At 50.9% G+C, this 21874-nt stretch carries 19 protein-coding genes and 2 riboswitches; of the genes, 11 read left to right on the forward strand and 8 right to left on the reverse strand.

The features are described from left to right. Positions 1 to 52: 52 nt before the first annotated feature. The 3 genes from AC1DWB_RS21865 to AC1DWB_RS21875 all read left to right on the forward strand — a co-directional run bounded on the left by AC1DWB_RS21865 (position 53) and on the right by AC1DWB_RS21875 (position 3904). Entirely contained in the window at positions 53 to 526 is a 474-nt protein-coding gene (locus tag AC1DWB_RS21865) for an ATP-binding cassette domain-containing protein (RefSeq protein WP_477543240.1), read from the forward strand. Positions 527 to 587: 61 nt separating this feature from the next. Next, on the forward strand, positions 588 to 1301 hold the full coding sequence (locus AC1DWB_RS21870; protein WP_477543209.1) for an ABC transporter ATP-binding protein: 714 nt from the start codon (positions 588 to 590) through the stop codon (positions 1299 to 1301). Continuing rightward, positions 1298 to 3904 (forward strand): FtsX-like permease family protein, encoded by a 2607-nt coding sequence (locus AC1DWB_RS21875; RefSeq protein ID WP_477543210.1) that lies wholly within the window; start codon positions 1298 to 1300, stop codon positions 3902 to 3904. Before AC1DWB_RS21870 ends, AC1DWB_RS21875 begins: the two co-directional genes overlap by 4 nt. Before the next feature lie 29 nt (positions 3905 to 3933). On the opposite strand, the gene AC1DWB_RS21880 is transcribed toward AC1DWB_RS21875, so the two are convergent. After that, positions 3934 to 4323 (reverse strand): c-type cytochrome, encoded by a 390-nt coding sequence (locus AC1DWB_RS21880; protein WP_477543211.1) that lies wholly within the window; start codon positions 4321 to 4323, stop codon positions 3934 to 3936. A 50-nt stretch (positions 4324 to 4373) separates the two neighbouring features. Here AC1DWB_RS21880 and AC1DWB_RS21885 point away from each other — a divergent pair, with 50 nt between their 5' ends. Next, on the forward strand, positions 4374 to 5144 hold the full coding sequence (locus tag AC1DWB_RS21885; protein WP_477543212.1) for a (S)-benzoin forming benzil reductase: 771 nt from the start codon (positions 4374 to 4376) through the stop codon (positions 5142 to 5144). On the opposite strand, the gene AC1DWB_RS21890 is transcribed toward AC1DWB_RS21885, so the two are convergent. Both AC1DWB_RS21890 and AC1DWB_RS21895 read right to left on the reverse strand, forming a co-directional pair. Beyond that, positions 5141 to 5683, reverse strand: coding sequence for a hypothetical protein (locus AC1DWB_RS21890; RefSeq protein ID WP_477543213.1), 543 nt, complete (start codon positions 5681 to 5683; stop codon positions 5141 to 5143). The two genes, AC1DWB_RS21885 and AC1DWB_RS21890, sit on opposite strands and share 4 nt — an antisense overlap. A gap of 82 nt (positions 5684 to 5765) precedes the next feature. Next, entirely contained in the window at positions 5766 to 6620 is an 855-nt protein-coding gene (locus AC1DWB_RS21895; protein WP_477543214.1) for an AraC family transcriptional regulator, read from the reverse strand. Positions 6621 to 6800: 180 nt separating this feature from the next. On the opposite strand from AC1DWB_RS21895, the gene mutY reads away from it, so the two are divergent. Continuing rightward, positions 6801 to 8291 carry an A/G-specific adenine glycosylase gene (mutY, locus tag AC1DWB_RS21900; protein ID WP_477543215.1) on the forward strand — a complete coding sequence of 497 codons (1491 nt, stop codon included), beginning with the start codon at positions 6801 to 6803 and terminating at the stop codon, positions 8289 to 8291. Positions 8292 to 8976: 685 nt separating this feature from the next. Here the strand turns inward: mutY and AC1DWB_RS21905 are convergent. From AC1DWB_RS21905 to AC1DWB_RS21915, 3 genes are all read right to left on the reverse strand, one after another. After that, complete coding sequence (locus AC1DWB_RS21905; protein ID WP_477543216.1) at positions 8977 to 9813, reverse strand: hypothetical protein; 837 nt, start codon at positions 9811 to 9813, stop codon at positions 8977 to 8979. A 282-nt stretch (positions 9814 to 10095) separates the two neighbouring features. Continuing rightward, positions 10096 to 10263, reverse strand: a complete 168-nt coding sequence (locus AC1DWB_RS21910; RefSeq protein WP_477543217.1) for a hypothetical protein — start codon at positions 10261 to 10263, stop codon at positions 10096 to 10098. Between the two features lie 88 nt (positions 10264 to 10351). Then, on the reverse strand, positions 10352 to 10900 hold the full coding sequence (locus tag AC1DWB_RS21915) for a hypothetical protein (protein ID WP_477543218.1): 549 nt from the start codon (positions 10898 to 10900) through the stop codon (positions 10352 to 10354). Between the two features lie 149 nt (positions 10901 to 11049). On the opposite strand from AC1DWB_RS21915, the gene AC1DWB_RS21920 reads away from it, so the two are divergent. Next, positions 11050 to 12291 carry an amidohydrolase family protein gene (locus AC1DWB_RS21920; protein WP_477543219.1) on the forward strand — a complete coding sequence of 414 codons (1242 nt, stop codon included), beginning with the start codon at positions 11050 to 11052 and terminating at the stop codon, positions 12289 to 12291. 64 nt (positions 12292 to 12355) lie between these two features. Here the strand turns inward: AC1DWB_RS21920 and AC1DWB_RS21925 are convergent, their stop codons facing one another. Further along, positions 12356 to 12964, reverse strand: a complete 609-nt coding sequence (locus AC1DWB_RS21925) for a superoxide dismutase (RefSeq protein WP_477543220.1) — start codon at positions 12962 to 12964, stop codon at positions 12356 to 12358. A gap of 107 nt (positions 12965 to 13071) precedes the next feature. Beyond that, entirely contained in the window at positions 13072 to 15480 is a 2409-nt protein-coding gene (locus tag AC1DWB_RS21930; RefSeq protein WP_477543221.1) for a histidine kinase, read from the reverse strand. A gap of 351 nt (positions 15481 to 15831) precedes the next feature. Then, positions 15832 to 16030: riboswitch (cyclic di-AMP (ydaO/yuaA leader) on the forward strand. A 97-nt stretch (positions 16031 to 16127) separates the two neighbouring features. Then, a riboswitch (cyclic di-AMP (ydaO/yuaA leader) is annotated at positions 16128 to 16312 on the forward strand. A 125-nt stretch (positions 16313 to 16437) separates the two neighbouring features. On the opposite strand from AC1DWB_RS21930, the gene AC1DWB_RS21935 reads away from it, so the two are divergent. The 5 genes from AC1DWB_RS21935 to kdpC all read left to right on the forward strand — a co-directional run bounded on the left by AC1DWB_RS21935 (position 16438) and on the right by kdpC (position 21548). Beyond that, positions 16438 to 16839, forward strand: a complete 402-nt coding sequence (locus AC1DWB_RS21935; RefSeq protein WP_477543222.1) for a hypothetical protein — start codon at positions 16438 to 16440, stop codon at positions 16837 to 16839. Positions 16840 to 16975: 136 nt separating this feature from the next. Then, positions 16976 to 17053, forward strand: coding sequence for a potassium-transporting ATPase subunit F (locus AC1DWB_RS21940; protein ID WP_477543241.1), 78 nt, complete (start codon positions 16976 to 16978; stop codon positions 17051 to 17053). Positions 17054 to 17102: 49 nt separating this feature from the next. Then, complete coding sequence (gene kdpA / locus AC1DWB_RS21945) at positions 17103 to 18782, forward strand: potassium-transporting ATPase subunit KdpA (RefSeq protein ID WP_477543223.1); 1680 nt, start codon at positions 17103 to 17105, stop codon at positions 18780 to 18782. 23 nt (positions 18783 to 18805) lie between these two features. Further along, a complete protein-coding gene (gene kdpB, locus AC1DWB_RS21950; protein WP_477543224.1) occupies positions 18806 to 20842 on the forward strand; it encodes a potassium-transporting ATPase subunit KdpB in 2037 nt (678 codons plus the stop codon). 94 nt (positions 20843 to 20936) lie between these two features. Then, complete coding sequence (kdpC, locus tag AC1DWB_RS21955) at positions 20937 to 21548, forward strand: potassium-transporting ATPase subunit KdpC (RefSeq protein ID WP_477543242.1); 612 nt, start codon at positions 20937 to 20939, stop codon at positions 21546 to 21548. The last annotated feature ends 326 nt before the right edge of the window (positions 21549 to 21874 follow it).

Raw genomic sequence — 21874 nt, forward strand, 5'->3', positions numbered from 1 at the left:
GAAATATAGATGAAATAGCGGAAATATAGATGAAATAGCGAATAACTCAAAAATTCAAGAAGCAGTAACTAAAGCGGGGTTAAACTCCCTATTGATTAGTTTGAACAAAGGATTGGATACACATCTTGGATCAGAATTTAATGGAGGTAAAGAACTGTCAGGTGGACAATGGCAGAAAGTTGCTATTGCACGAGCTTATATGCGAAACCCGGAAATTATTATTTTTGATGAACCGACATCCGCGCTGGATCCTCAAGCTGAGATGGAGGTCTTTGATCAATTTCTTGAACTATCAGTTGGAAAAACTACTATTATGATTTCACACCGATTGGGACCAGCCCGATTTGCAGATTTGATTCTGGTTCTTAAAGACGGCAAGCTCGTTGAACAGGGAGACCATACTGCTCTGCTGTCAGCCCGTGGAGAATATTGGAGAATGTTTCGGGCTCAAGCAGACTGGTATCGAGATTCAGATGATAGTATGTTTTCAATATCTAAAAGAATAATACATAACGGTGGTGGATGAATTGCAACCAATCCTTGAAGTTAGGGATATACGAAAAGTGTTTGTATCAGGGGAGCATCGCGTGGAAGCGCTTAAATCAGTCAATTTGAAGCTGCAACAAGGGGAGTTTGTCGCTGTTATGGGCGCAAGCGGGTCGGGAAAATCAACATTACTGCATATATTAGGCGGAATGGAGCGTCCTTCGGGTGGTCAAATATTTGTAGAAGGTCAGGAAGTGAACAAGTTGTTGTTCAATGAGCCAATGGCCACAGAGTTCCGTCGGGAGAGGATAGGATTCGTATTTCAAGCTTTCAATCTTCTATCCGCACTGACAGCTGAAGAAAATGTCGCTCTTCCATTAATTCTAGCAGGATGGAACAAGCAGGCGATCACTAGTGCGGTTGAGGAAATGCTTCATTTCGTCGGGTTATATGAACGCCGTAAGCATCGGCCAAGTCAACTTTCAGGGGGGCAGCAGCAACGGGTAGCCATTGCAAGGGCGCTGGTGCGACGACCCTCATTGTTACTTGGAGACGAGCCTACCGGCAATTTGGATATGAATACGACCATGGAAGTGTTGAAGTTATTTTCTATAATGAGAACGGAGCTTCGTCAATCCGTGCTGCTTGTCACTCACGATCCTGTTGTTGCGGCCCATGCAGATCGTGTCATCCTGTTCCAGGATGGAGCGGTTGAGCAAGAATGGGTTCATGATCACTCAATGGGAATACAGGAGCGTATGACTATCATTTTCGAGAGGCTTCATGATGTATCAGGATTAGGAGAGGGCGCATGATATCGAATCTATGGGGACTTGCTCTCCGGATGATATGGATAAAAAAGGGAAGAACGCTATTTTCCTTGATCGCTGTCGCACTTACCGTCGGTCTTCTTAGCTCGATGTTTCTGTTGTATGACAAAATGAACAAGGCCATCGATCATGAGCTATATGAAAAATACGGTGAGGCCGATTATTGGATTGGGTTTCATCATGGAACAATACCGCAACTACGGGCGCTGACCCATGACGATGTGCAAAGAATCAGAGAATCGAACATTGTACGAGAGTTGGGAGAAGCTCTGGAGGATTCACAGTACTACACGGAAAGGACTGATGAATTCATTGTAGAGGGTTTAAAGTATGTGGGGGTCGATAATAGCCCATTGGCCAAATCGTACTATCGGTTTAATCGATCGTTAGCAGCTTATGAGGTTGTAATTACGAGTAACATAGCTAATCGGTTGAAGGTCAATGTCTCCGAAACCGTCACTTTTCCATTAAAGAGTGGCAGACGAATCGAGTGGAAAGTGGCGGAAATCATTCAAAGTAGAAAGGGTTCGGATGGTAAATCGTCAGAAATGGCTTACTTTCACCTGGAAACACTGCAGCAGGAAATGGGATTGAGTGGATATGTAAACCCTATAATTATCGACCTGAATCCGAATGTGAATAAGAAGACCGTCCCTTTTATATTGAATTCGGCTCTTCCAATGAAACCGATTCCGAACATCGAGCTTTTGGACGGAACGGAGAAAGAAAGAGATAATGTTCTAAGCTTTCAAGTAATGGGTTATGTATTGGCTGTTATCGCATGTATGGTAAGCGTTGTATTGTTCATGGCGATTAGTCAAATAACGTTTAGAGAAAGGTTTACCGAACTAGCGGTTGTAAGATCAATGGGCGGAAGCACGCAACAATTAGGAAAGATCGTGATTTACGAAGGTGTAATAATCGGGTTTATAGGTGCCGTTGTTGGTATAGGATTCGGTGTTTGGGCAGGCCATATAGGGACAAGTGTCTTGTCTCAATGGGCAAGAATGGATATGATGCAAGCTCCGATACATTGGTGGGCTTTACTGGGGATTGCGATATTCGCATGGATATCGGTCATCGCGGTTTCCTTGATTCCTGCGTGGAAAGCGACGGGGATTGACCCTATCGACTGTTTTCGGGAACCTGGTGCGAGTAATGGTCAGGAGAAAAAGGGAGTTGTTCTCCTATTGCTCCTCTTCTCTCTCGGTGCTGCCATGCTTATTGCTAGTATGACAATGAGGTCAGGCTCTGGAGTTCGAGTATTGTGCAGTACGGTTGGAGGACTTGTATTGACAATAGGGGTGTCGTGCGCAATATTGTTCATTGTAAGTCCAGTCTTGCGATTCATTGCTGCACTAATTGCTCGGCTTGGAAGCAGGACATCATTAATTGCTTTGAAATACTCCGTTCCGGAACGTAAGCAAAGCGCATTCATTATTGTTATTATTTCTCTCTCTTTAACTGTTTTCATGCCAATCAGTACGCTTTTCTTTCAAGTAAAATCTACATCCATCCATAGTATAGAGAGTTCCTTTGTTACGGACTACGTGATTCATAGTGCGGCACAATATCCATTTCCCTCGGGGTTGCCAACACAGCTTGTGGATGATCTCGAACAGATTCCCGGTGTAGAAAAGGCAATTCCGTTGGAACGCCCACAATCGGCGCGTTTGGTTGACTATGATTTTGCGCGATCTGACCCAGAATGGGCGTTGAAATATGCAGGTAAGGACAGAAAAGGTAGTATTCAGCGTGAACAAGTGCAGTTTATTGTTACGGATATCGAGAAATTGTCCAGTATTGGCGTCTTCCCCCGCATATCGGGTGCTATGGAATCGTCTGCAGTAATTCCGCTAGAATATGCGAAGCAATTAGGGGTTGCCGTGGGGGATCGACTACAGCTTCAGATTGGTGATCTTCAGAGAACTGTTACGATAGGTGCAACACTGGAAGATTTTCCGCTTTATAGCTATAAATATACTCCAGCCGACCGATACCTTTTTATTGATGTGAGCAACCCCGTTCATTTGACCACTGGCGGGACCTCAGAGCTTTTTTGGGTGAATGGAGGCAACGCGGACTACCAGATTAAAGAAAGCTTGGATGCGCTGCAGAGCCGTTATCCGGACCTTCGATGGAGAAACAAGCAGGCGGAAATCGAGAACATAATCGTTCAAGTCAAACAGCGGATGGGCATGCTATGGGCTTTTGCAGTAGTTGTAATGGCATGCGGTTTGATAGGGATGTTCAACACGCTTAGCGCAAGCATCCACGCAAAACGGCGCGAGTACGCTGTTCTTCGAGCCATTCATTTGACGCCGTTGCAAATGATTAGAGTCGTAATAACACAATCTGCGATTTTTTCATTGCTAGCTGTTATTCTTGGCTTTACAACCGGAATGATAATGGCGTTTGCATTTTACAATGCACTGGGCGGAGCGAATCAATTGGGTGCTTTTACCGTTCCAAGGGGTGAATTAGTCATTGTAGCAGGATTCATAGTTATCTTAACGATATTCGCATCAATGCCTATGGCTTACAAACTTGGGAAAATGCATGTAACGAAGGCGCTTGTAGCCGAATAATAAAGCTGGCAGTTAAAGAACACGGTTCGTTATTTTAATCCGGCCAACCAATCTTTAAGAGCATCAACCTGTTCTGGCTTCAAATCATTCTGAAATCCGGGCATGCCGTTGCCGCCCTTACGAATTTGGGTATCGATTTGTTCAGCGGTGAGACGTCCGCCCACTTGGGTCAGGTTCGTAGAAGGTCCGATGCGTCCTTGTAATCCGTCGCCATGACAAGACATACAGCGCTTCTTGTAGATAGCTTGAGTGTCTTCCGATGCAAGTTTGAGAAGATCAGGGTTCCCCTTCGCATCTGCAGCATCCTTACTGTCGGCCTTCTCTCCGCAACCGGACAACGTAGCTGCAAGCGTCACGATACATACGAGGAGTAAAAGAGTGCGGTTGAGCGGGAGCAAGATAAGCTTTATGATGTTCATATGGGATCGGCCTCCGGTCGTAATAGGATGTATGAAGGAGTAGACAACTTATGAGAATCGTAATAGTGACGGGAGCTTCCCAAGGCTTAGGAGAAGCTTTAGTACGGAATTTGCTCGGGCACGAAGACACCTGGATTGTGGCGATTTCAAGAACCGAAAACAAAAATTTAATGGCTGAAGCCAAGAATAGACTGGAATGGGTTCCGTACGATCTGGCTCAGACAGATGGACTGGAGCAGCTAATGGAACGAATCTTAGCCGATGCAGGTACCGAATGGGGCTGCGATGTGAAATCGCTGCAAGCGGCCTACCTCATTAACAATGCCGGCATGGTCCAACCTATTGCACCTGCGGAACGGTGTGGAGCAGAGGAGATAGCACGCAACGTTCAGCTCAATTTGGTCGCACCGATGATACTGACATCCGCGTTCGTCCGACATTTGGCGTCTTGCCCAGGAGATAAGGCGGTACTGAACATCTCATCCGGTGCGGGTCGCCATCCTTACGAAGGCTGGAGCAGCTACTGCAGCTCGAAGGCCGGCCTCGACATGTTCACCCGCTGTGTTGGACTGGAACAGCAAGGACAGTCGAACCCTGTAAGAGTATTGTCCATCGCCCCAGGTGTCGTAGACACGCCGATGCAGCAAGTGATTCGCTCCACGAATCCAAGCGATTTCTCCCAGCACGCCCGATTCGTCGAACTGAAACAATCCGGTTCCCTGCAGACGCCTGAGAGCGTTGCTAGCAAGCTGCTGCAGGTGATGACCGACGCTAGATACACAACGGGGAGTTTACTGGATGTTCGTACGCTGGAGCATTAAGCGGCTGACCGTGCCCACAATCGGAATATAACCGCACAGGCTAATAGGCTGAGCCCCCCGAAGAACAGCAGGACAAGTGGCGCGAAGCCAAGGAACCAGATGCTGACGATTACGGTTAAGGCGAATAGCCACAGTCCTAGGTAGACTAGCTCGCGTCCCAGCCATAGACCAATCACGATGTAGAAGAAGGCGAGCCCTAGTGCTCGCAGTAAATCGTATAACATATAGCTCTCCGGGGCCACATACAGCAACAGACCGATGGATACCAGTACGAAGCATAACGGCACCAAGAAGATCGCGCGGTGGGTGGTTGGTTGAGAACGGGGGGCGTCGTTGCGCCTCACAGTCGCAGTTCTCCCGCGATTCCAGCGAACAACGAACAGAAGCGCACTGAGCAGAGCGGCCAGCCCAATAGTGACGGTTACGGCTATGCTCTGCGGCTCCAAGTTCCAGAAGTAAGCAAGGAGCGCCTGTGTGATCCATTGTGCGCCCCATATATATAGGTAAGGATTGTAGCTGCGGACCGATTGGGTATTCATTGTTGTTCACCTCGATTGACAAGGTTAGCTTACTATTAGTCTGAAATGATGTCAATTGAACAGACCAGCTGAACGGACCAGCTTATTGAGCCGGATCGACTCGGTGTTTTTTGGCGTACTCGCGTGGGGACAGTCCTACTACTTTTTTGAAGATACGGCTGAAATAAAACTCATCGACATATCCAACACTGCCGGCGATCGACTTCAAACGATAATCGGATAAGATAAGCAGCTCTTTGGCCCGGTCCATGCGAAGATGAGTCAGGAAATCGATAGGGCTATACCCAATATACTTTTTGAACAAACGGGAGTAGTGGCTGACGCTAAGGCCGGCAAGTTGGGCCAGTTGCTCCAGCGTAAGCGGCTCCTGATAGTGCTGTACCATAAATTCCTGCGTCAGCTCGATTGCAGCTGTCGTATCGCCGGCAATTTTCTGAGCTCGAAAATCTTGTAAGAGTGCGAGTAGGAACTCGTGCAGCAATATTTTCCGCCGCATCGCGGTCATATGACCCCGTCGTTGCCACAACGCGAACAGCTGCTCCATCAAGTAGATGAGTTGAGGCGTGTTCTGCATCGAGTACATGCCTTGTAGAGGAAACGGACATTCGGTCACATCGCGTGAAATCCACTGTTCCTTCTCTTCATACGTCTCTTTATAGTGAAACCGAACAAAATAATACTCGATCGGCTGTTCAGGGTCTGTGTTCCGCTCGACGAGCATGCCGGGTGAGAAGAAGAACAGCTTGCCAGGCTCTGCCGGATACAACGTGCCATTAATCTTGAACGTGCCTTTTCCTTTCACGATTAGCCAGAAAGAATGATGACGGATTGTCCGCAAGTGCTGAACCCAAGATTCGTCCGCTTTCTGATGACCGATCAGCAGCAGGGAGAATACGAATCGATTCAGTTGGGCGGCGATTTCTCCGGGAGTTAGCATAGCCAGCCTCGCTTCACAACATAGTTTTCTAATCCTGGAATAGATGCATGCCAATAAGTATAATCGATGACCGTTGGACTTACAATTTGGATCGACCCTTTCGAATCAAGTTGAAGGCGGCAGAGGTATTGCCAAGCAGTTTGCTCCCGTGTCACAATAAGGGGATGTACCTGTCCGAATATGCTGGTCTATGAGGAGTTTGATATGGAAAATACGGAACAATTGCGTATATATTCAGAGCCGTTGCTCGCGTGGTACAAAAAACATAACAGGGATTTGCCATGGCGCCGAAGCCGCGATCCTTATCATATCTGGACTTCAGAAGTGATGCTGCAGCAGACGCGAGTGGATACCGTCATTCCTTACTATCATCGGTTCCTGGACAAGTTTCCGACGATTGAAGCGTTGGCAGATGCTCCGGAAGAAGAGGTGCTGAAGCAGTGGGAGGGTCTTGGCTACTACTCACGCGCCCGTAATTTGCAAGCGGCTGTGCGGGAAGTTAAGGAACGCTACGGTGGAACCGTGCCCGATACGTTGGAAGAAGTGTCAACGCTGAAAGGTGTCGGTCCCTATACGTCCGGCGCAATATTGAGCATTGCCTACAACAAGCCGGAGCCAGCGGTTGACGGGAATGTAATGCGCGTATTGTCGCGCTTCTTCCTCTTGCAAGACGACATTGCGAAGTCGTCCACGCGCATTCGCATTGAGGCGCTGGCCAAGTCGCTCATCCCCGAAGGGGAAGCCCGCGACTTCAATCAAGCGCTGATGGAGCTGGGGGCGACCGTGTGCACACCGAAGTCGCCGAGCTGCTTGACCTGTCCGGTGATGGAGCATTGCGCCGCCCGGCTGGAAGGCATGACCGACGTCTTGCCGGTCAAGACGAAGGCCAAGCCGCCACGGCCGGAAGCCCGGCTCGTGGCGTTCGTGGAAGGCACCGGCGAGCATCGCGGCCGGTTCTTGATCCGCCAGCGGCCGCAGGACGGCTTGCTGGCGCGCATGTGGGAACTCCCGCACGTTGCGGGAGTGGAGGTGCCTGCGGCGCTCAAGGCGGCGAAGCCGACGGGCGGCAAGGGCCGCGAGCGCAGCGGCGCGGCTAGCGCGGGTGTGGCGCGCGCCAGCACGGCGGACGGCGGAGCGGCCGACATGTTCGGCGCCAGCGCCGCAGGCGAAGGTGCGAGAGCTGCGCGCGGCAGCGCGGGGGCTGGCGGTGCGGCCGACATGTTCGGCGGCGGCGATGCCGCCAGCGAACACTCGTCACCCGCCCGCCACGCCACCGCGTCCAGCGCCGCCGATGCTAGCCCGGCTGCCGCCCGCGCAGGCTCTTCCGCCGCTGAAGCAGCGGACATGCTCCTCTCGTCCGCCGTGGAGCCCGCCGAACGGCGGCGGGGGCGCGATGCGGAGCTGCTGCGCGGCGAGTTGGCCGAGCAATTCGGCCTGCTCGTGGAGCCGGGTGAGCGACTGATGGAGGCGGAGCATACGTTCAGTCATATTCAATGGCAGCTGGATGTCTATCGCTGCCGATTCGTGGATTTTGCCACTAGTGGAGAAGCATTCGACGAGTCGTTTCGATGGATCGATGTAGCCGAGATGGAGCGGTACGCGTTCCCGAACGTATTCCTGCGCATCATTCGCGAGCTCCGTCCGATGACGGTTTCCCCGGAGTCGGTGTAAGCCTAGAAAAGCCTCGTCAACCGAGGCTTTTCTAGTTTGGCACCAAAACACCGAGACATTTTTAGATTTATATTCCGTATAGGGATCGAAACCAAATGAACGGACCCCAGAGACCTTATTTGCTGCTTACCCCTATATTGCACGATCCTTACGGACCGAGCAGCCCTTATTTCATACAATTTCATCCGATAAGGCTCTATAACAGGCAAATAAGGGATCCTGTGTCCGATAGGAAGCGATTCGACCCTAAAATCAACAAATAAGAGCTTCTGTGTCCGTTCGGGTTAAGTCTAGTGGGACTTTATATGAATCCCGTTAGGTTTAGTGAAACACCAGGAGTGCCTTCATACTGGGTTCCTACAGGTAGCTGAATGGCGAATTTCGGACTAGCATGACATCGATTGCGTCAGCGGGAAGCTGAACGCCATTTGTTATTGTTGTCTGCTCACGTAAATTTACCGCTTACGCTCTCGCTTGCGGTGCGGGCCATTGATAGTCGATCTCCTGGCCGCTTGCACTAGCCGATTGAACGACTGATACCATTTCATAATGCACTTCCGCCCCTTGCATTTCCAAGTAGCACTGAAGGGCTTAATGATAATCGCTCTGTAGATCAATACTTGCATCTAACCTGCCGAATAACAAATAGCGTTAACGACGAGCATTTATGTGCTCGTCGCTAACGCTATTTCGTCGTAGATACGCTACTCCCGACGGTGTCTACAGAATGGATAAAGTCATCTACATCGTACACAAACCCGAACGCAAGCGCCACCCGCCACAAAGCGAGCTCCTTGTTAAGCTCTTGACGTGCGGTTTCTTTGTTCTCCACGGCTGTCACGGCCTGACGGATCGCTGAGCAGAGAATCCCGTGTTTGGTCATATCTGCCATCCCGCCTGGGGATAACAGCAAGCACCAGTTGATCGCGAATCCGGTATAAATCAAATGGTTGATGCCATGCTCCTTGCATAAGGCGAACAGCTGGTTCGAAGTAGCAGCTATTCCTTCATCGCCTTGAGGCGCAGATTCCTTCAGGAAGTCAATATGCGGGTATCCCTTGGCGATATCCGCTTGATTGTGAGCCCCTGGGAACACTTTGGCTGATCGAAAACTGCGTAATTGTTCAAGCACCGCATCTCCTGCTATCTTCTCAGGTGAAGGAGGTTCTTCACCTGCGAGCTGTGCAGCGGCCGCGTAACCGGGATAGTGCGAGTAGTAATCGCGGCCGCCCACAACGTGAAAGAGCTTGAGTCCGGATTGACGGACAGCTCCAAGCAAATTCGGAAAGACATCCCGGCTAATAGCATATGATCTAGGCGTGTATTCAACAGCTCGGCGCCAGCCTGGATACTGCTCCGCCGTACCAATGTCCCAAGCGTGCATGACCACAACGGCAGTGTGCTCCAGACTGAGCGGCAAATCGGTTTTCTTCCACCCCCCGTATCCCTCGCCTGGAACATCCAATGTGATATCCGCATCAAAATGTTGATAGTAGTTCGTGGGTACAATAATGGGATTCATGGCTAACCTCCTCGTACTTTTGCGACGAACATAACACGGCACAAGTGATTTTACAAGAGTAGGAATTGTCATCTCTGAGAGTGGCAAACATACGACAGTGCCAGAAGCACGATCACTGTGATTAAAGTGCTCGAAGCTATCGAAACAGGCCGAGCGGTCAGCATCCCGGTGATTTCGTAGTTTACTTATCCAATTATCGAGCACAACAAATGGCGTTAACGATGAGCACAGAGTGCTCATCGTTAACGCCATTTGTGTATCCTGCACGGTGCAATCTAGCGGCTACGCGCTCGCCTGCGTCCGGCATCTCTTGCATACCTTCGTCTTCTGCCCATCCTGAAGAGTGCGGGTATAGAGCAGCTTGATGCGGGTCGATCCGCATACCGGACAAGTTCCTCTCCCTCGGGAAGGCAGCTTCCAGAGTGCTTTTCCACGGTTTGTTTTGGACATCGCGGTTTCGTCCCTCCATCATAATCGCATTCGATGCCATTATATTCGAGAGCGGGACGAATCATTACGAATCAACGGGGCGACAGCATTATTTTCCGAACCATCCTCTAATCCAGTCATACACGTCAACGGTCAAGGGGATCAGACCGAATCCATGCTTGCCGATGGCAACAAGTCCATAAGCGGTCTCGCCAATCCCAACCACACCTAAGCCATAGTGCCCGATACCGACGGCACCGATCGCCCATTGACCAATGGCAACCGCTCCCAAAGCAAGCTTGCCGATGGCAACCGCTCCCAAAGCAAGCTTGCCGATGGCTACGGCTCCCGCAGCCAGAAAGCCGCTAATCGCAACCGCTCCGCCTGACAAATACGTGCTGATCGCCACGGCTCCGAGCGAAACGCCTCCTAACGCGACAGCTCCTGCTGACAACAGACCGACGGAGACGGCTCCACCGGACACCAATCCGATCGCGACATCTCCGAATGCGATGAGGCCTATTGCCACTTTGGGTTTCTTCCAATTGAGCCCGCCATTAGTCTTGATGCTGACAACCGGAAACCCTGTCCGAGGCCATTGATAGTCGATTTCCTGCTTGTCTTGAAAATACCGAATGAAGGAATGGTACCAGTTCATGAGCAATCCCGTCCTTTGAGAAGAAGTTCCTAATCGGAATTATATCATTCGTACGGTTCATTCTGATCAGTCTTGAGGCAACCTTCGACTCGGTCTGGAGACGGATTAATGCTAGTTTGTACTATTCTGATTTGCTTTTTTAACTTATCATGACTGCAGGCAGACTATTCGATGCACTATCGGCAGAACGGATTCCTCTGCTTATCGATGGCGGGGAAGCTACTCTCGGCCAACTGGCAAATGTACTACGGGAGCATCCAGAGCTAACGGTGCTGCTGCAAGGGTTGAGCTGGAGTCAAGAGCGGCGATTGTTCCCGATTATGGATGAGTTCGAGAAGTTATGTATTGAATTCTCGGCGTTGCAGAGCAATGCCATCATCGAAACCGCCTATGATAGATACGGAGCGTCACGCTTGTTCTTCGGCAGTGGGATGCCGCGCAAAAGTCCAGGTGCAGCCAGGGCGTTAATAGATTACGCTCAAATTCCGGAAGAAGCAAAGCAACGGATTGCTGGCGGCAATCTGGCTGCGCTGCTAGGTATCACCCCTCCAGTAGCTCGAGTTCCTGATCAGGATGAGATTACGGCACAGGCGTCACGCGGATTGCCGATTGAAATTACGGTCTATGACTCCCATACGCATCTAATAGAGGATGGGGGAGGGACAGGGAGCGGCTATCCCATGCTTCGCGGTGATATTGATGCTATGATCAGCCTTTATCGGCAGCTAGGGATTAGAAGAATGTCAATCGCACCTTGGGCTGGAATTAACGGCGGTGATTCGGAAGCGGGGAACGAGATAGCTGTACAAGCCATTAGCAAGTACCCGGATGAAGTAGAAGGATATGCCGTTATTGATCCTAACTATGTAACGGATGTCGAGTCTGAGGCGCGGAAGTGGCATCTGGAAAAGAAATTTAAAGGAATGAAGCCCTATTATTACTTATCTCATATTCCCTATACGGATCCGATCTATGAGGCTTGGTGGAAGTTGGGGAATGAGCTAAGCCTGTATGCGCTTGTCGACCCAGCCGGGCAGAGTGACAGTGTGTATGTATCACAGATTGAAGAGTTGGCAAGTCGTTATCCGAATGTGGCGATATTCATGGATCATGGAGCCAGAACTTTCGAAATAGCTGTATTGTACGCCAAGACAGCTAAGGCGTTTCCGAATGTGTATCTCCAGCTAACCTATACAACGGTAACATTGGGTGCCATTGAGTACTTGGTTCGTGAGGCAGGGGCAGACAAGGTTCTGTTCGGTACCGACTCCCCAATGAGAGACCCTCGTCCCCAGGTAGGCTGGCTAGCTTACGCCAACTTGTCACTCGAAGAGAAGGTGTTGGTTTTTGGAGGGAATATGAAGCGAATCTGGGAACGTTGTCAAGTCTAGACCTATCTGTGAAAAAAACCGCCCAGCACCTATATGGCACTGGACGGTCTTCTTATAGTTAAGATTACTTAGCTGCAGCGTAACGCTTAGCTACTTCGTCCCAGTTCACTACGTTCCAGAAAGCGGCGATGTAGTCAGGGCGTTTGTTTTGGTATTTCAGGTAGTAGGCGTGCTCCCATACGTCCATGCCGAGGATTGGCGTAGCACCTTCCATGACAGGGCTGTCTTGGTTAGGCGTGCTGCTGACGGACAGTTTGCCGTCCTTCACGCTCAACCATGCCCAACCGCTACCGAAACGAGTTGTGCCGGCTTTGGCGAAATCTTCCTTGAACTTGTCGAAGCCGCCCAGTTCGCTGTTGATTGCGTCAGCCAATGCACCAGTAGGTTGTCCGCCGCCATTAGGACCGATTACTTCCCAGAACAGGGAGTGGTTCGCGTGTCCTCCACCGTTGTTGCGAACAGCTGCGCGAATGTTCTCAGGTACGCTGTTCAGATCCGCGATCAGGTCGTTAATGCTCTTAGCTTGAAGATCGGGATGAGCTTCCAGAGCTGCGTTCAAGTTCGTTACATAAGCATTGTGGTGACGATCGTGGTGAATCATCATTGTTTGCTCGTCGATATGGGGCTCCAGTGCGTTGTTCGCGTAAGGAAGTGCTGGTAATTGATGGGCCATGGTAAATACCTCCTAAATGATATGTATAGTGCACTTATTTATTATCCCCTATTCGAGGTCATAAATCAACATCTGCAACACTTATGTTTGTAAAGTATCGGTTAACCTTATTCCGGCTCCAGCTTGACCAACGGATCATAATCGGCTACGACGAGCATGTCGATATGTCGAGCCGTCCGGAGCAGACGCTGCACGATGGAGGGTGGGTTCAGGGTATACCAATGTGAACGTGGAGGCTGGCCCAGAATGAGCTGGGTTACTTGGAATTGGGCGGTGTGCTGCAGAATAACCTCGGCAATCTCCTTACGATGCTTGCCCTCAAGCAACAGGAAGATTCCGCCCAGCCGTTCGGTCAAGCTTCGTACAGCGGCAAGCTTCTTCTCCTGCTCATCGCTCTGTGCCCGTTCGTCATCTACGAAAGCAACGTACCAGGCGGCTTTCAGTCTGTGAGCGATCCGGAATCCCCGACGAATTAGCCGTTCCGCGTGTGGCGTCAGATTGACGCAGACGAAGATGACTTCCTTTCTTCGCCACGGCCCACGTAACGCTTGCTGTGATATGCTTCGGGCGCCGCGGACGGCGGCTGAAGTCAACTTCGAAGGCCAGATGTCGCTATGCGGAGTCGTGGTGCGCTGCCACGCTTCCAGCCGTTCATCCACGTCATCGGCAATTTCCCGCAGGGCTAATTCGCGCAGCGCAATCAGGTTGCCGGTCTTGAAGAATGCCTCTAAGGCTTGGTCGACCTTGTTCATGGCGTATATTTTCCCGTCCCGCATTCGTTGCCGGAGCGATTGGGGGGTCACATCGATCAGCTCGACCTCGTCGGCCATCCTTAGAATGTAATCAGGCACGGTCTCCCGGACACGAACACCGGTTAATTGCTCTACCGCATCGTTCAGGCTTTCGAGGTGCTGCACATTGACGGTGGAGATGACCGAGATACCAGCGTCCAGAATGCGAATGACATCGTCATACCTTTTTTTAGTATGGCTGCCAGGTACATTTGTATGCGCGAGTTCGTCAATCAGGACGACTTCGGGATTACGGGTGATGATCGCATCCGCATCCATCTCCTCCAGCTGCACATTCTGATAGCTCACTTTCCGTCGCGGGACGAGAGGAAGCTCCCCGATCTGCGCTGTCGTTTCATCACGTCCGTGGGTTTCCAACAAGCCGATCACCACATCGATTCCTTTACCCAGAAGCGAATTACCCTCACGTAACATCGCGTACGTTTTACCGACTCCCGGCGCGGCTCCGATCAACACCTTCAACCGTCCGCGAATGATCTTCTCGATCTTCTGCTCCACTTCGGCCGTGGACAGTCTACGGAATAACCCAGTTTCCTTGGGTTGAACGGTCTTTGCTGGAATGATCTGTTCGCCTTCTCTTGCGGCACGATCTGCCATTAGGAAGATGTCGATGTTACGAGTTTTGTTCAACATTTTACTGACGATCGAACCTTGCCACAGCTCCTGCCAACGGGATTGTCTCGAATGTCCCAGGACGATGCGCGTAACATGACGTTCCAAGGCGTATCGCACCAGCACCGAAGGCAGCTTGCGTCTGGATGGGAGCGGCAGCTCCTCGAACTGGGCATGAACTTTCTCCACCAGCTTCAGCATGGACCGCTTGAATGCAGCCGATTCTTTGGAAAGTTCACGCTGCGGATGGACGAACGTGACGGCTAACAAATCCGCATTCAATCTTCTCGCGACTTGCTGCCCGCGCCGAATGTAAAGCGAACCGTTCCAATGATACTGTACGGACACCAGGATGCGTTCTGTCGCCCCGGATGGACCGACCAGTCCCATCTCCTCACGGTGCTTCTCCAGTGTCCCGTTCACATCTTCCGCGACTAGACGCAGTGCCAGCTCACGCAACACAGCTAGATTACCTCTCTTGAATAAAGCAGCGTTGTGGCTGCCCGATAAGTGTCCTTCCTCCATGCGCTTCAATAAAGTTTCGGGTGAGACGTCGATGAGACGTACTTCATCCGCCAATTCCAGCGTATCCGCCGGGACCGTGTGCTCCGCTTCGACCCCAGTCCAATCGCGGGCGAGGGAGTGAATCCCCTCTAGCTCATATACATTAATAGTCGTGATGACGCTAATCCCATGGCTGAGCAGATACTGAATATCCTCCAGCCGAGTGGCGAACCGCGCACCTTCACGGTTGCAATGCGCCAGATTATCGACGAGCACAGCTTCCGGATTCCGCTCCAGTAAGCCCTTCAGATTCAAATCCTTGCGTTCGATGCTCCCATCCATCCAGTGAATGCTCGGAACCCGTTCCAGATCAGCCAGCTGTTCCACCGTTTCCGGACGCCTCAAAGTCGACACCGCGCAGATGACCACGTCGATGCCTTCCTTCTTCAATTGCTGGCCCTCCCGGAGCATGTGATACGTCTTGCCGGACCCGCTGACGGCGCCGATAATAATTTTCAACCGTCCCTGGTGCAGCTTGGAGATAGTGTGAAGAATTTCTTCCGGCGATTTCCGCTTGAAAGTATCCATGAAGGATCAGTCACTTCCTATTGAATTGGAAATAATATGAATCTTACCTTGTGAAGAAGCTAAAGTAAAATAGCATGGCGATCCCTGCAACAGCTATTTCCGTGAATATGGCTAATGAAAACGGCATCATTGAATCCAAGCTTCAATTATTGGGGTCCCAGCTAGCGCTTGCTATGTATTTCATGAAAACTGAGTAAATCGCAGATATAGAGAGTATTGTAGAGGGATTTGGATGTTTGTTGCCGATTTACCATGTATGAAAGTCTGGAATGGCTATATTCAAAAGTCGGTCGTTCTTTACAGCTGTCTCCGTCAAGCGTATGATTCATCTCATGATTCATGCAAAGTTTTCATTTGCAAACGCTGAGTTTCTTGCCTAGCGCAGGAAAACGGGGGAACCAAACAGCGATGCGAGGTCGGTGTGAGAGCCGATTGAGCATAGCTAGGGGTGAATCCCGGGACAGGAGACCATGGAATCCTGAACCGGGTAGGGCGACTCTCACCGTCCGAATCCGTCAGCTAACCTCGTAAGCGTCAGGAGAGAGGATGATGAAGCTTGTGATCGGTTAACACGACCACAGGGCTTACGCCTCTGTGGTCTTTTGCTATGCCTATTGTTGAAAGATGAAGCATGCTTGTTGCAAGAACAAGCATGATCGCTGAGTCCTTGAATGGAAAAGGAACGGGGGAACCAACGGGAAACCACGCAGCCGTATGATGGTGTGCAAGTTTCCATGGGGTGAATCCTGGGTGTGGATCTACACACTCGGGTAGGGCGACTCTCACGCCCGAATCCGTCAGCTAACCTCGTAAGCGTATCGAGAGAGGCAACGATTGTCGTGGATATAGGCACGGTGTGTTTGACTGTGTCTGTAGGAAGCCGCGGGAAGAGTGCATCTCTTCATGCAGGCTTCTTTTTTGTTGCTCTCTTCGCTCGAATTATTAGGAGGAGAATGGATGATGGAGTCGTGTACAGAGCGAATATTGGTGTCCGCCCCGAACAAAACCGGAGAAGCGTTCATCCGTGAACTGATTCGCAGGGGTATTCCATTTGCAGCGCTGGTGAATAACCGAACGGAAATGGATCGATTGAAAGAGATTGGGGTAAGAGACTGGATCGTACTGGATACAGTGGATCAGACAACATGGATGATCCCGGAGTATGGGATAGGGAAAGTGTTTTTATTCGAAACAAGCCAGACGTTGTGCTGCCGCTACATCCAGATATGCCGGACTTGGACGGTGAAGCCGATCTACGTTATCACTCACTCCAATGCACCGCGCTTGATCTACAAAGGGCTGGGAGCCGCTTACGTCATTCATACGCATAGTTATGAGGTCAATTTTCTAATGGATTAACAATGACTACGAGGATGGGGGTTGTTCGCATGATGGACTTCTACATGATAGTGCTGCTTGCAGGTTGCTTTGTGCTATTCGCTGCATTTGTGTATGGCTGTGGACGAGTGGTGGAACAGTCGGGAGGCGAGCGGGAATGATCGTTATCGGCCTATTTACGGTAATGGTGTTCGTGTACTTGACTTACGCTTTGATCAATCCGGAAAAATTTTAGAGGAATCGTCAGCAAGTAGGGGCAGGTTCCTGGGAGGAGTTTCGTTGCAATGGGTATCGTACAAATCTGTATTGTAATTGTGTTGCTGGTGCTGCTTGTTAAGCCGCTAGGCACTTATTTGTATCATGTATTCTCTAATGAAGCTAATCGCATGGATAGATGGTTTACCTGGGTGGAGAAGCCGATCTATAAGCTGATTGGCTTGCGGGAACGCAAAGGAATGACTTGGAAAACGTACGCAATCAGCTTTATAGGAACGAATATCGTGCTTGTAGCGATCAGTTACTTGATTCTCCGGCTGCAAAATCATCTGCCCATGAATCCTAACTCGATAGACGCGATGGAACAAACATTGACGTTCAACACGGTAATCAGCTTCATCACGAACACGAACCTTCAGCACTATAGCGGTGAAACGGGTTTGTCGTATTTCTCGCAAATGGCTGTCATTACGATGATGATGTTCACATCAGCGGCGACTGGCTTGTGCGTAGCCATTGCCTTCGTAAGAGGGATTACGAGCAAAGGAACGACGATTGGCAACTTTTTCGAAGATTTCGTGAAGGCGCATGTACGGGTGTTCCTCCCGATGGCGTTTGTCGTCACCTTACTGTTAGTCGCCCTGCAGGTGCCGCAGACGTTGAAGCCAACATTGACGGCCACTACAATCGAGGGCGTGGAGCAGCAAATTGCTATCGGGCCTGTAGCCTCACTTGAGTCGATTAAGCATCTTGGGACGAACGGGGGCGGATTTTTCGGTGTCAACTCATCTCATCCGTTCGAGAACCCGAATCCGATAACGAACGTCATTGAGATTCTATCTATGTGGTGCATGGCCGCAGCGCTGCCATATACGTTCGGTTTGTTCGCTAAGAACCGCAAGATGGGCTGGGTTATTTTCTCGGCGATGATGATTCTATTCATTGGGTTCTTGTCTCTCGTATACGTCTCGGAATCGGCTGGTAACCCAGTAATGAACCGACTGGGTATTGACGCTTCGCAAGGCAGTATGGAAGGCAAGGAAGTGCGTTTCGGCATCGCCCAATCCGCCCTCTTCACCACGGTTACTACGGCGGCGACTACTGGCTCAGTCAACAACATGCATGATACGCTCACACCACTTGGGGGGATAACTCCGCTTGCTCTTATGATGCTGAACTGTGTGTTCGGCGGTAAGGGCGTAGGACTCGTCAACATGCTCATGTACGCCATCCTCGCTGTGTTCCTTGCAGGATTGATGGTAGGACGTACGCCAGAGTTTCTCGGCCGCAAGATCGAAGCGCGGGAGATGAAGCTGATCGCCATCGCCATTCTCGCACATCCGTTCATTATATTGGCATCTACAGCGCTTGCGTTGGTTACGGATGTCGGGCAGGCGGGTATTACGAATCCTTCGTTCCATGGCATATCCCAAGTGTTATATGAGTACACGTCGTCGGCCGCGAATAACGGATCAGGCTTCGAGGGCTTGGCAGACAATACACCCTTCTGGAACATCTCGACGGGTCTTGTGATGCTGTTCGGCCGCTACATCTCGATGATCGCCATGCTGGCTTTGTGCGGCTCCATGCTGCGCAAGCAGTGGGTTCCCGAGACGATCGGGACGTTCCGTACCGACAACCGCTTATTCGTAGGCATCCTGGTCGGAACCGTCCTGATTATCGGAGCGTTGACGTTCTTGCCTGGTATAGTGCTGGGGCCGATTGCCGAGCATCTGACGATCCGTTAAGTTGAAGAGAGGTGGAGAAATCCGTGAATACGAATAGAAAACAATTGCTGAACCGCGATATGATAACGCAAGCCATTAAAGGAAGCTTTGTTAAGCTCAACCCGGTATGGATGATGAAAAATCCAGTCATGTTCGTGGTTGAAGTCGGTACGTTCGTCGTGCTGCTCATGACCGTGTTCCCCGCCTATTTCGGTGCGGAGGATAGCATAGGGTTTAATCTGACGGTTTTCCTGATCCTGCTGTTCACACTGCTGTTCGCGAATTTCGCAGAAGCATTGGCAGAGGGACGCGGGAAGGCACAAGCCGATTCGTTGAAGAGAAGCAAGCGGGAAATCACCGCGAATAAGATCATAGGCAACGCAGTGAAACAGGTGCCTTCAACCGAGTTGCGCAAGGGCGATATGGTCGTCGTGTCCCAAGGCGAAATGATCCCGGGGGACGGTGAAGTGGTGGAAGGCTTGGCGTCCGTAGATGAATCGGCCATTACAGGGGAATCGGCACCGGTTATTAAGGAAGCTGGGGGTGACTTCAGTTCCGTCACCGGGGGGACACGGGTCGTCAGCGATCGGATTAAAGTCCGCATCACAAGCGATCCAGGGGAGTCGTTCATCGATCGGATGATCTCCTTGGTAGAAGGAGCCAAGAGGCAGAAAACGCCAAATGAGATTGCGTTGAATACGCTGCTCACAAGCTTGACGCTGATTTTCCTTATCGTAGTCGTTACATTGGCTCCAATCGCTAATTATGTAGGTGTTGATCTGGCTGTTCCGGTATTGATCGCCCTGCTTGTCTGCTTAATTCCGACGACGATCGGCGGCTTGCTGTCTGCGATCGGGATCGCTGGTATGGACCGAGTTACCCAATTCAATGTTCTTGCCATGTCGGGAAAAGCTGTCGAGGCGGCTGGCGATATCAATACGATGATTCTCGATAAGACAGGGACGATTACGTTCGGTAACCGGATGGCGAGTGAGTTCATTCCGGTTGGGACTGAGCGTGTGAATACAGTTGCAGAATGGGCGGCTATCGGTTCACTTAAGGATGAGACGCCCGAAGGTCGATCCGTACTGGAGCTGATGAAGCGTCAAGGCGGTACGTTGGACGCAGCGGGATCGGTAGCCGAGGGCGGGGAATTCATCGAGTTCAAAGCAGAAACGCGGATGAGCGGGATCGACCTGAAGGACGGCCGCCAAGTTCGCAAGGGCGCGGTTGATGCCGTGAAGCGATGGGTGCAGGCGCAAGGGGGAAACATTCCTGATGACCTGGACCAGAAGGGGAATGCCATTGCTTCAGAAGGGGGTACACCGCTCGCTGTTGCTGTGGATGGGCACATCTATGGACTTATCTATCTGAAGGATACCGTGAAGCCAGGGATGAAGGAGCGCTTCGATCAACTCCGCAAGATGGGGATCAAGACAGTTATGTGTACCGGCGACAATCCGTTGACAGCGGCTACTATTGCTCGTGAAGCGGGCGTGGATGATTTCATCGCCGAAAGCAAACCGGAAGATAAGATTGCCGTCATCCGCAAGGAGCAGGCTGAAGGGAAGCTGGTCGCGATGACTGGCGACGGCACGAATGACGCCCCGGCGCTTGCCCAAGCGGACGTAGGGCTCGCCATGAACAGTGGCACCGTGGCCGCTAAGGAAGCGGCGAATATGGTCGACTTGGACTCCGACCCCTCGAAAATCATCGAAGTGGTCGCCATCGGTAAGCAGCTGCTGATGACTCGCGGCGCCTTGACGACCTTCAGTATCGCGAACGATGTGGCGAAGTATTTCGCCATCATCCCGGCCATGTTCACACTCGCCATCCCGCAGATGGAGGCGTTGAACATCATGAAGCTCGGTTCGCCGCTTTCAGCAATTTTATCGGCATTGATATTCAATGCGATCATAATTCCGCTCTTGATCCCGCTCGCCATGAAGGGTGTGGCCTACAAGCCGATGAGCTCGGTCAAGCTGCTGCAGAGGAATATGGTCATTTACGGTCTGGGCGGCGTAGTGGTGCCATTTATCGGAATTAAGCTGATCGACCTCGTCGTTCATGTATGGATATAGATAGGGAGGATGGATTCAGATGAGTAACTCGGAACAGTCCGGTATGAATAGTAGGGAACAATCGAGAGTAAATGCAGCGAAGCCCGGCGCGGAGATGTCAGCGCTCAGAAAGAATGGAGGCCATATGGCGAAGTTTTCTTTTGGTGTTGTAATTAGAGTAAGTCTCGTACTCCTTGTGTTATGCGGAATCGTATATCCGTTAGTATGCACAGGTCTTGCTCAAGCGCTGATGCCGTCCAATGCCAATGGGAGCCTGATCGAGAACAGCAAGGGCGAAGTCGTGGGCTCGGAGTTAATCGGGCAGGCGTTCACCGATCCGAAGTATTTCCAAGGCCGGGTATCGAGCATCGAATACAAGGCAGAGGCGTCCGGTTCGAACAACTACGCCCCCTCGAACCCCGACATGTTAGCGAGAACGCAAGAGTCGATTGAGGCGTGGAAGAAGGACAACCCGGACGTGCCGGTGAACAAGCTGCCAATCGACCTCATTACGAATTCGGGTTCGGGACTCGATCCCCATATAACGCCCGCATCCGCCATGGTGCAGGTGCCGCGGATCAGCAAGCTGACCAACTTGACGACAGCTGCACTGGAGCAACTGGTAGATGAGCATACCGAAGGGCGTAGTCTTGGTGTATTCGGCGAACCGCGGGTGAACGTGCTGAAGTTGAACTTGGCGCTGAATGATATGTTGAAAGGGAAGTAGCAGATGAGCAGGGTTGGTGATGTGAAGACATCGCTGGCCCTGCACTTTTATATTCTGGGGTGTAAGGCAGTTTGTTTTTCGCGAATATCTGTGTCAAGTATGGCATGAAAACAAAGGGGAAGATCAATGGACATATACTGAGATGATGCACATACCCGATTTGATCACTTTAGATATGTATGAAGAAGTGAGAGAATGCGTGGAGAAGAGCTGCCGGCAGGAAACGGTTCCTATAACCAAATTTGTTACAATTAATCAAGGTTTGTGTATCCAAAAACTCCACCTCGGACACTACCGTGAGTCGATTAGAACTTTTGAAGTTACCC

The organism is Paenibacillus sp. P4_E11 (assembly GCF_056401635.1).

Excerpts from the sequence above, each read along its gene's own strand:
- AC1DWB_RS21875 (WP_477543210.1), top strand. The coding sequence starts at position 1,298 with ATGATATCGAATCTATGGGGACTTGCTCTCCGGATGATATGGATAAAA.
- AC1DWB_RS21880 (WP_477543211.1), bottom strand. The coding sequence starts at position 4,323 with ATGAACATCATAAAGCTTATCTTGCTCCCGCTCAACCGCACTCTTTTA.
- AC1DWB_RS21885 (WP_477543212.1), top strand. The coding sequence starts at position 4,374 with ATGAGAATCGTAATAGTGACGGGAGCTTCCCAAGGCTTAGGAGAAGCT.
- AC1DWB_RS21890 (WP_477543213.1), bottom strand. The coding sequence starts at position 5,683 with ATGAATACCCAATCGGTCCGCAGCTACAATCCTTACCTATATATATGG.
- AC1DWB_RS21895 (WP_477543214.1), bottom strand. The coding sequence starts at position 6,620 with ATGCTAACTCCCGGAGAAATCGCCGCCCAACTGAATCGATTCGTATTC.
- mutY (WP_477543215.1), top strand. The coding sequence starts at position 6,801 with ATGCTGGTCTATGAGGAGTTTGATATGGAAAATACGGAACAATTGCGT.
- AC1DWB_RS21905 (WP_477543216.1), bottom strand. The coding sequence starts at position 9,813 with ATGAATCCCATTATTGTACCCACGAACTACTATCAACATTTTGATGCG.
- AC1DWB_RS21910 (WP_477543217.1), bottom strand. The coding sequence starts at position 10,263 with ATGTCCAAAACAAACCGTGGAAAAGCACTCTGGAAGCTGCCTTCCCGA.
- AC1DWB_RS21915 (WP_477543218.1), bottom strand. The coding sequence starts at position 10,900 with ATGAACTGGTACCATTCCTTCATTCGGTATTTTCAAGACAAGCAGGAA.
- AC1DWB_RS21920 (WP_477543219.1), top strand. The coding sequence starts at position 11,050 with ATGACTGCAGGCAGACTATTCGATGCACTATCGGCAGAACGGATTCCT.
- AC1DWB_RS21925 (WP_477543220.1), bottom strand. The coding sequence starts at position 12,964 with ATGGCCCATCAATTACCAGCACTTCCTTACGCGAACAACGCACTGGAG.
- AC1DWB_RS21930 (WP_477543221.1), bottom strand. The coding sequence starts at position 15,480 with ATGGATACTTTCAAGCGGAAATCGCCGGAAGAAATTCTTCACACTATC.
- AC1DWB_RS21935 (WP_477543222.1), top strand. The coding sequence starts at position 16,438 with ATGATGGAGTCGTGTACAGAGCGAATATTGGTGTCCGCCCCGAACAAA.
- AC1DWB_RS21940 (WP_477543241.1), top strand. The coding sequence starts at position 16,976 with ATGATCGTTATCGGCCTATTTACGGTAATGGTGTTCGTGTACTTGACT.
- kdpA (WP_477543223.1), top strand. The coding sequence starts at position 17,103 with ATGGGTATCGTACAAATCTGTATTGTAATTGTGTTGCTGGTGCTGCTT.
- kdpC (WP_477543242.1), top strand. The coding sequence starts at position 20,937 with ATGTCAGCGCTCAGAAAGAATGGAGGCCATATGGCGAAGTTTTCTTTT.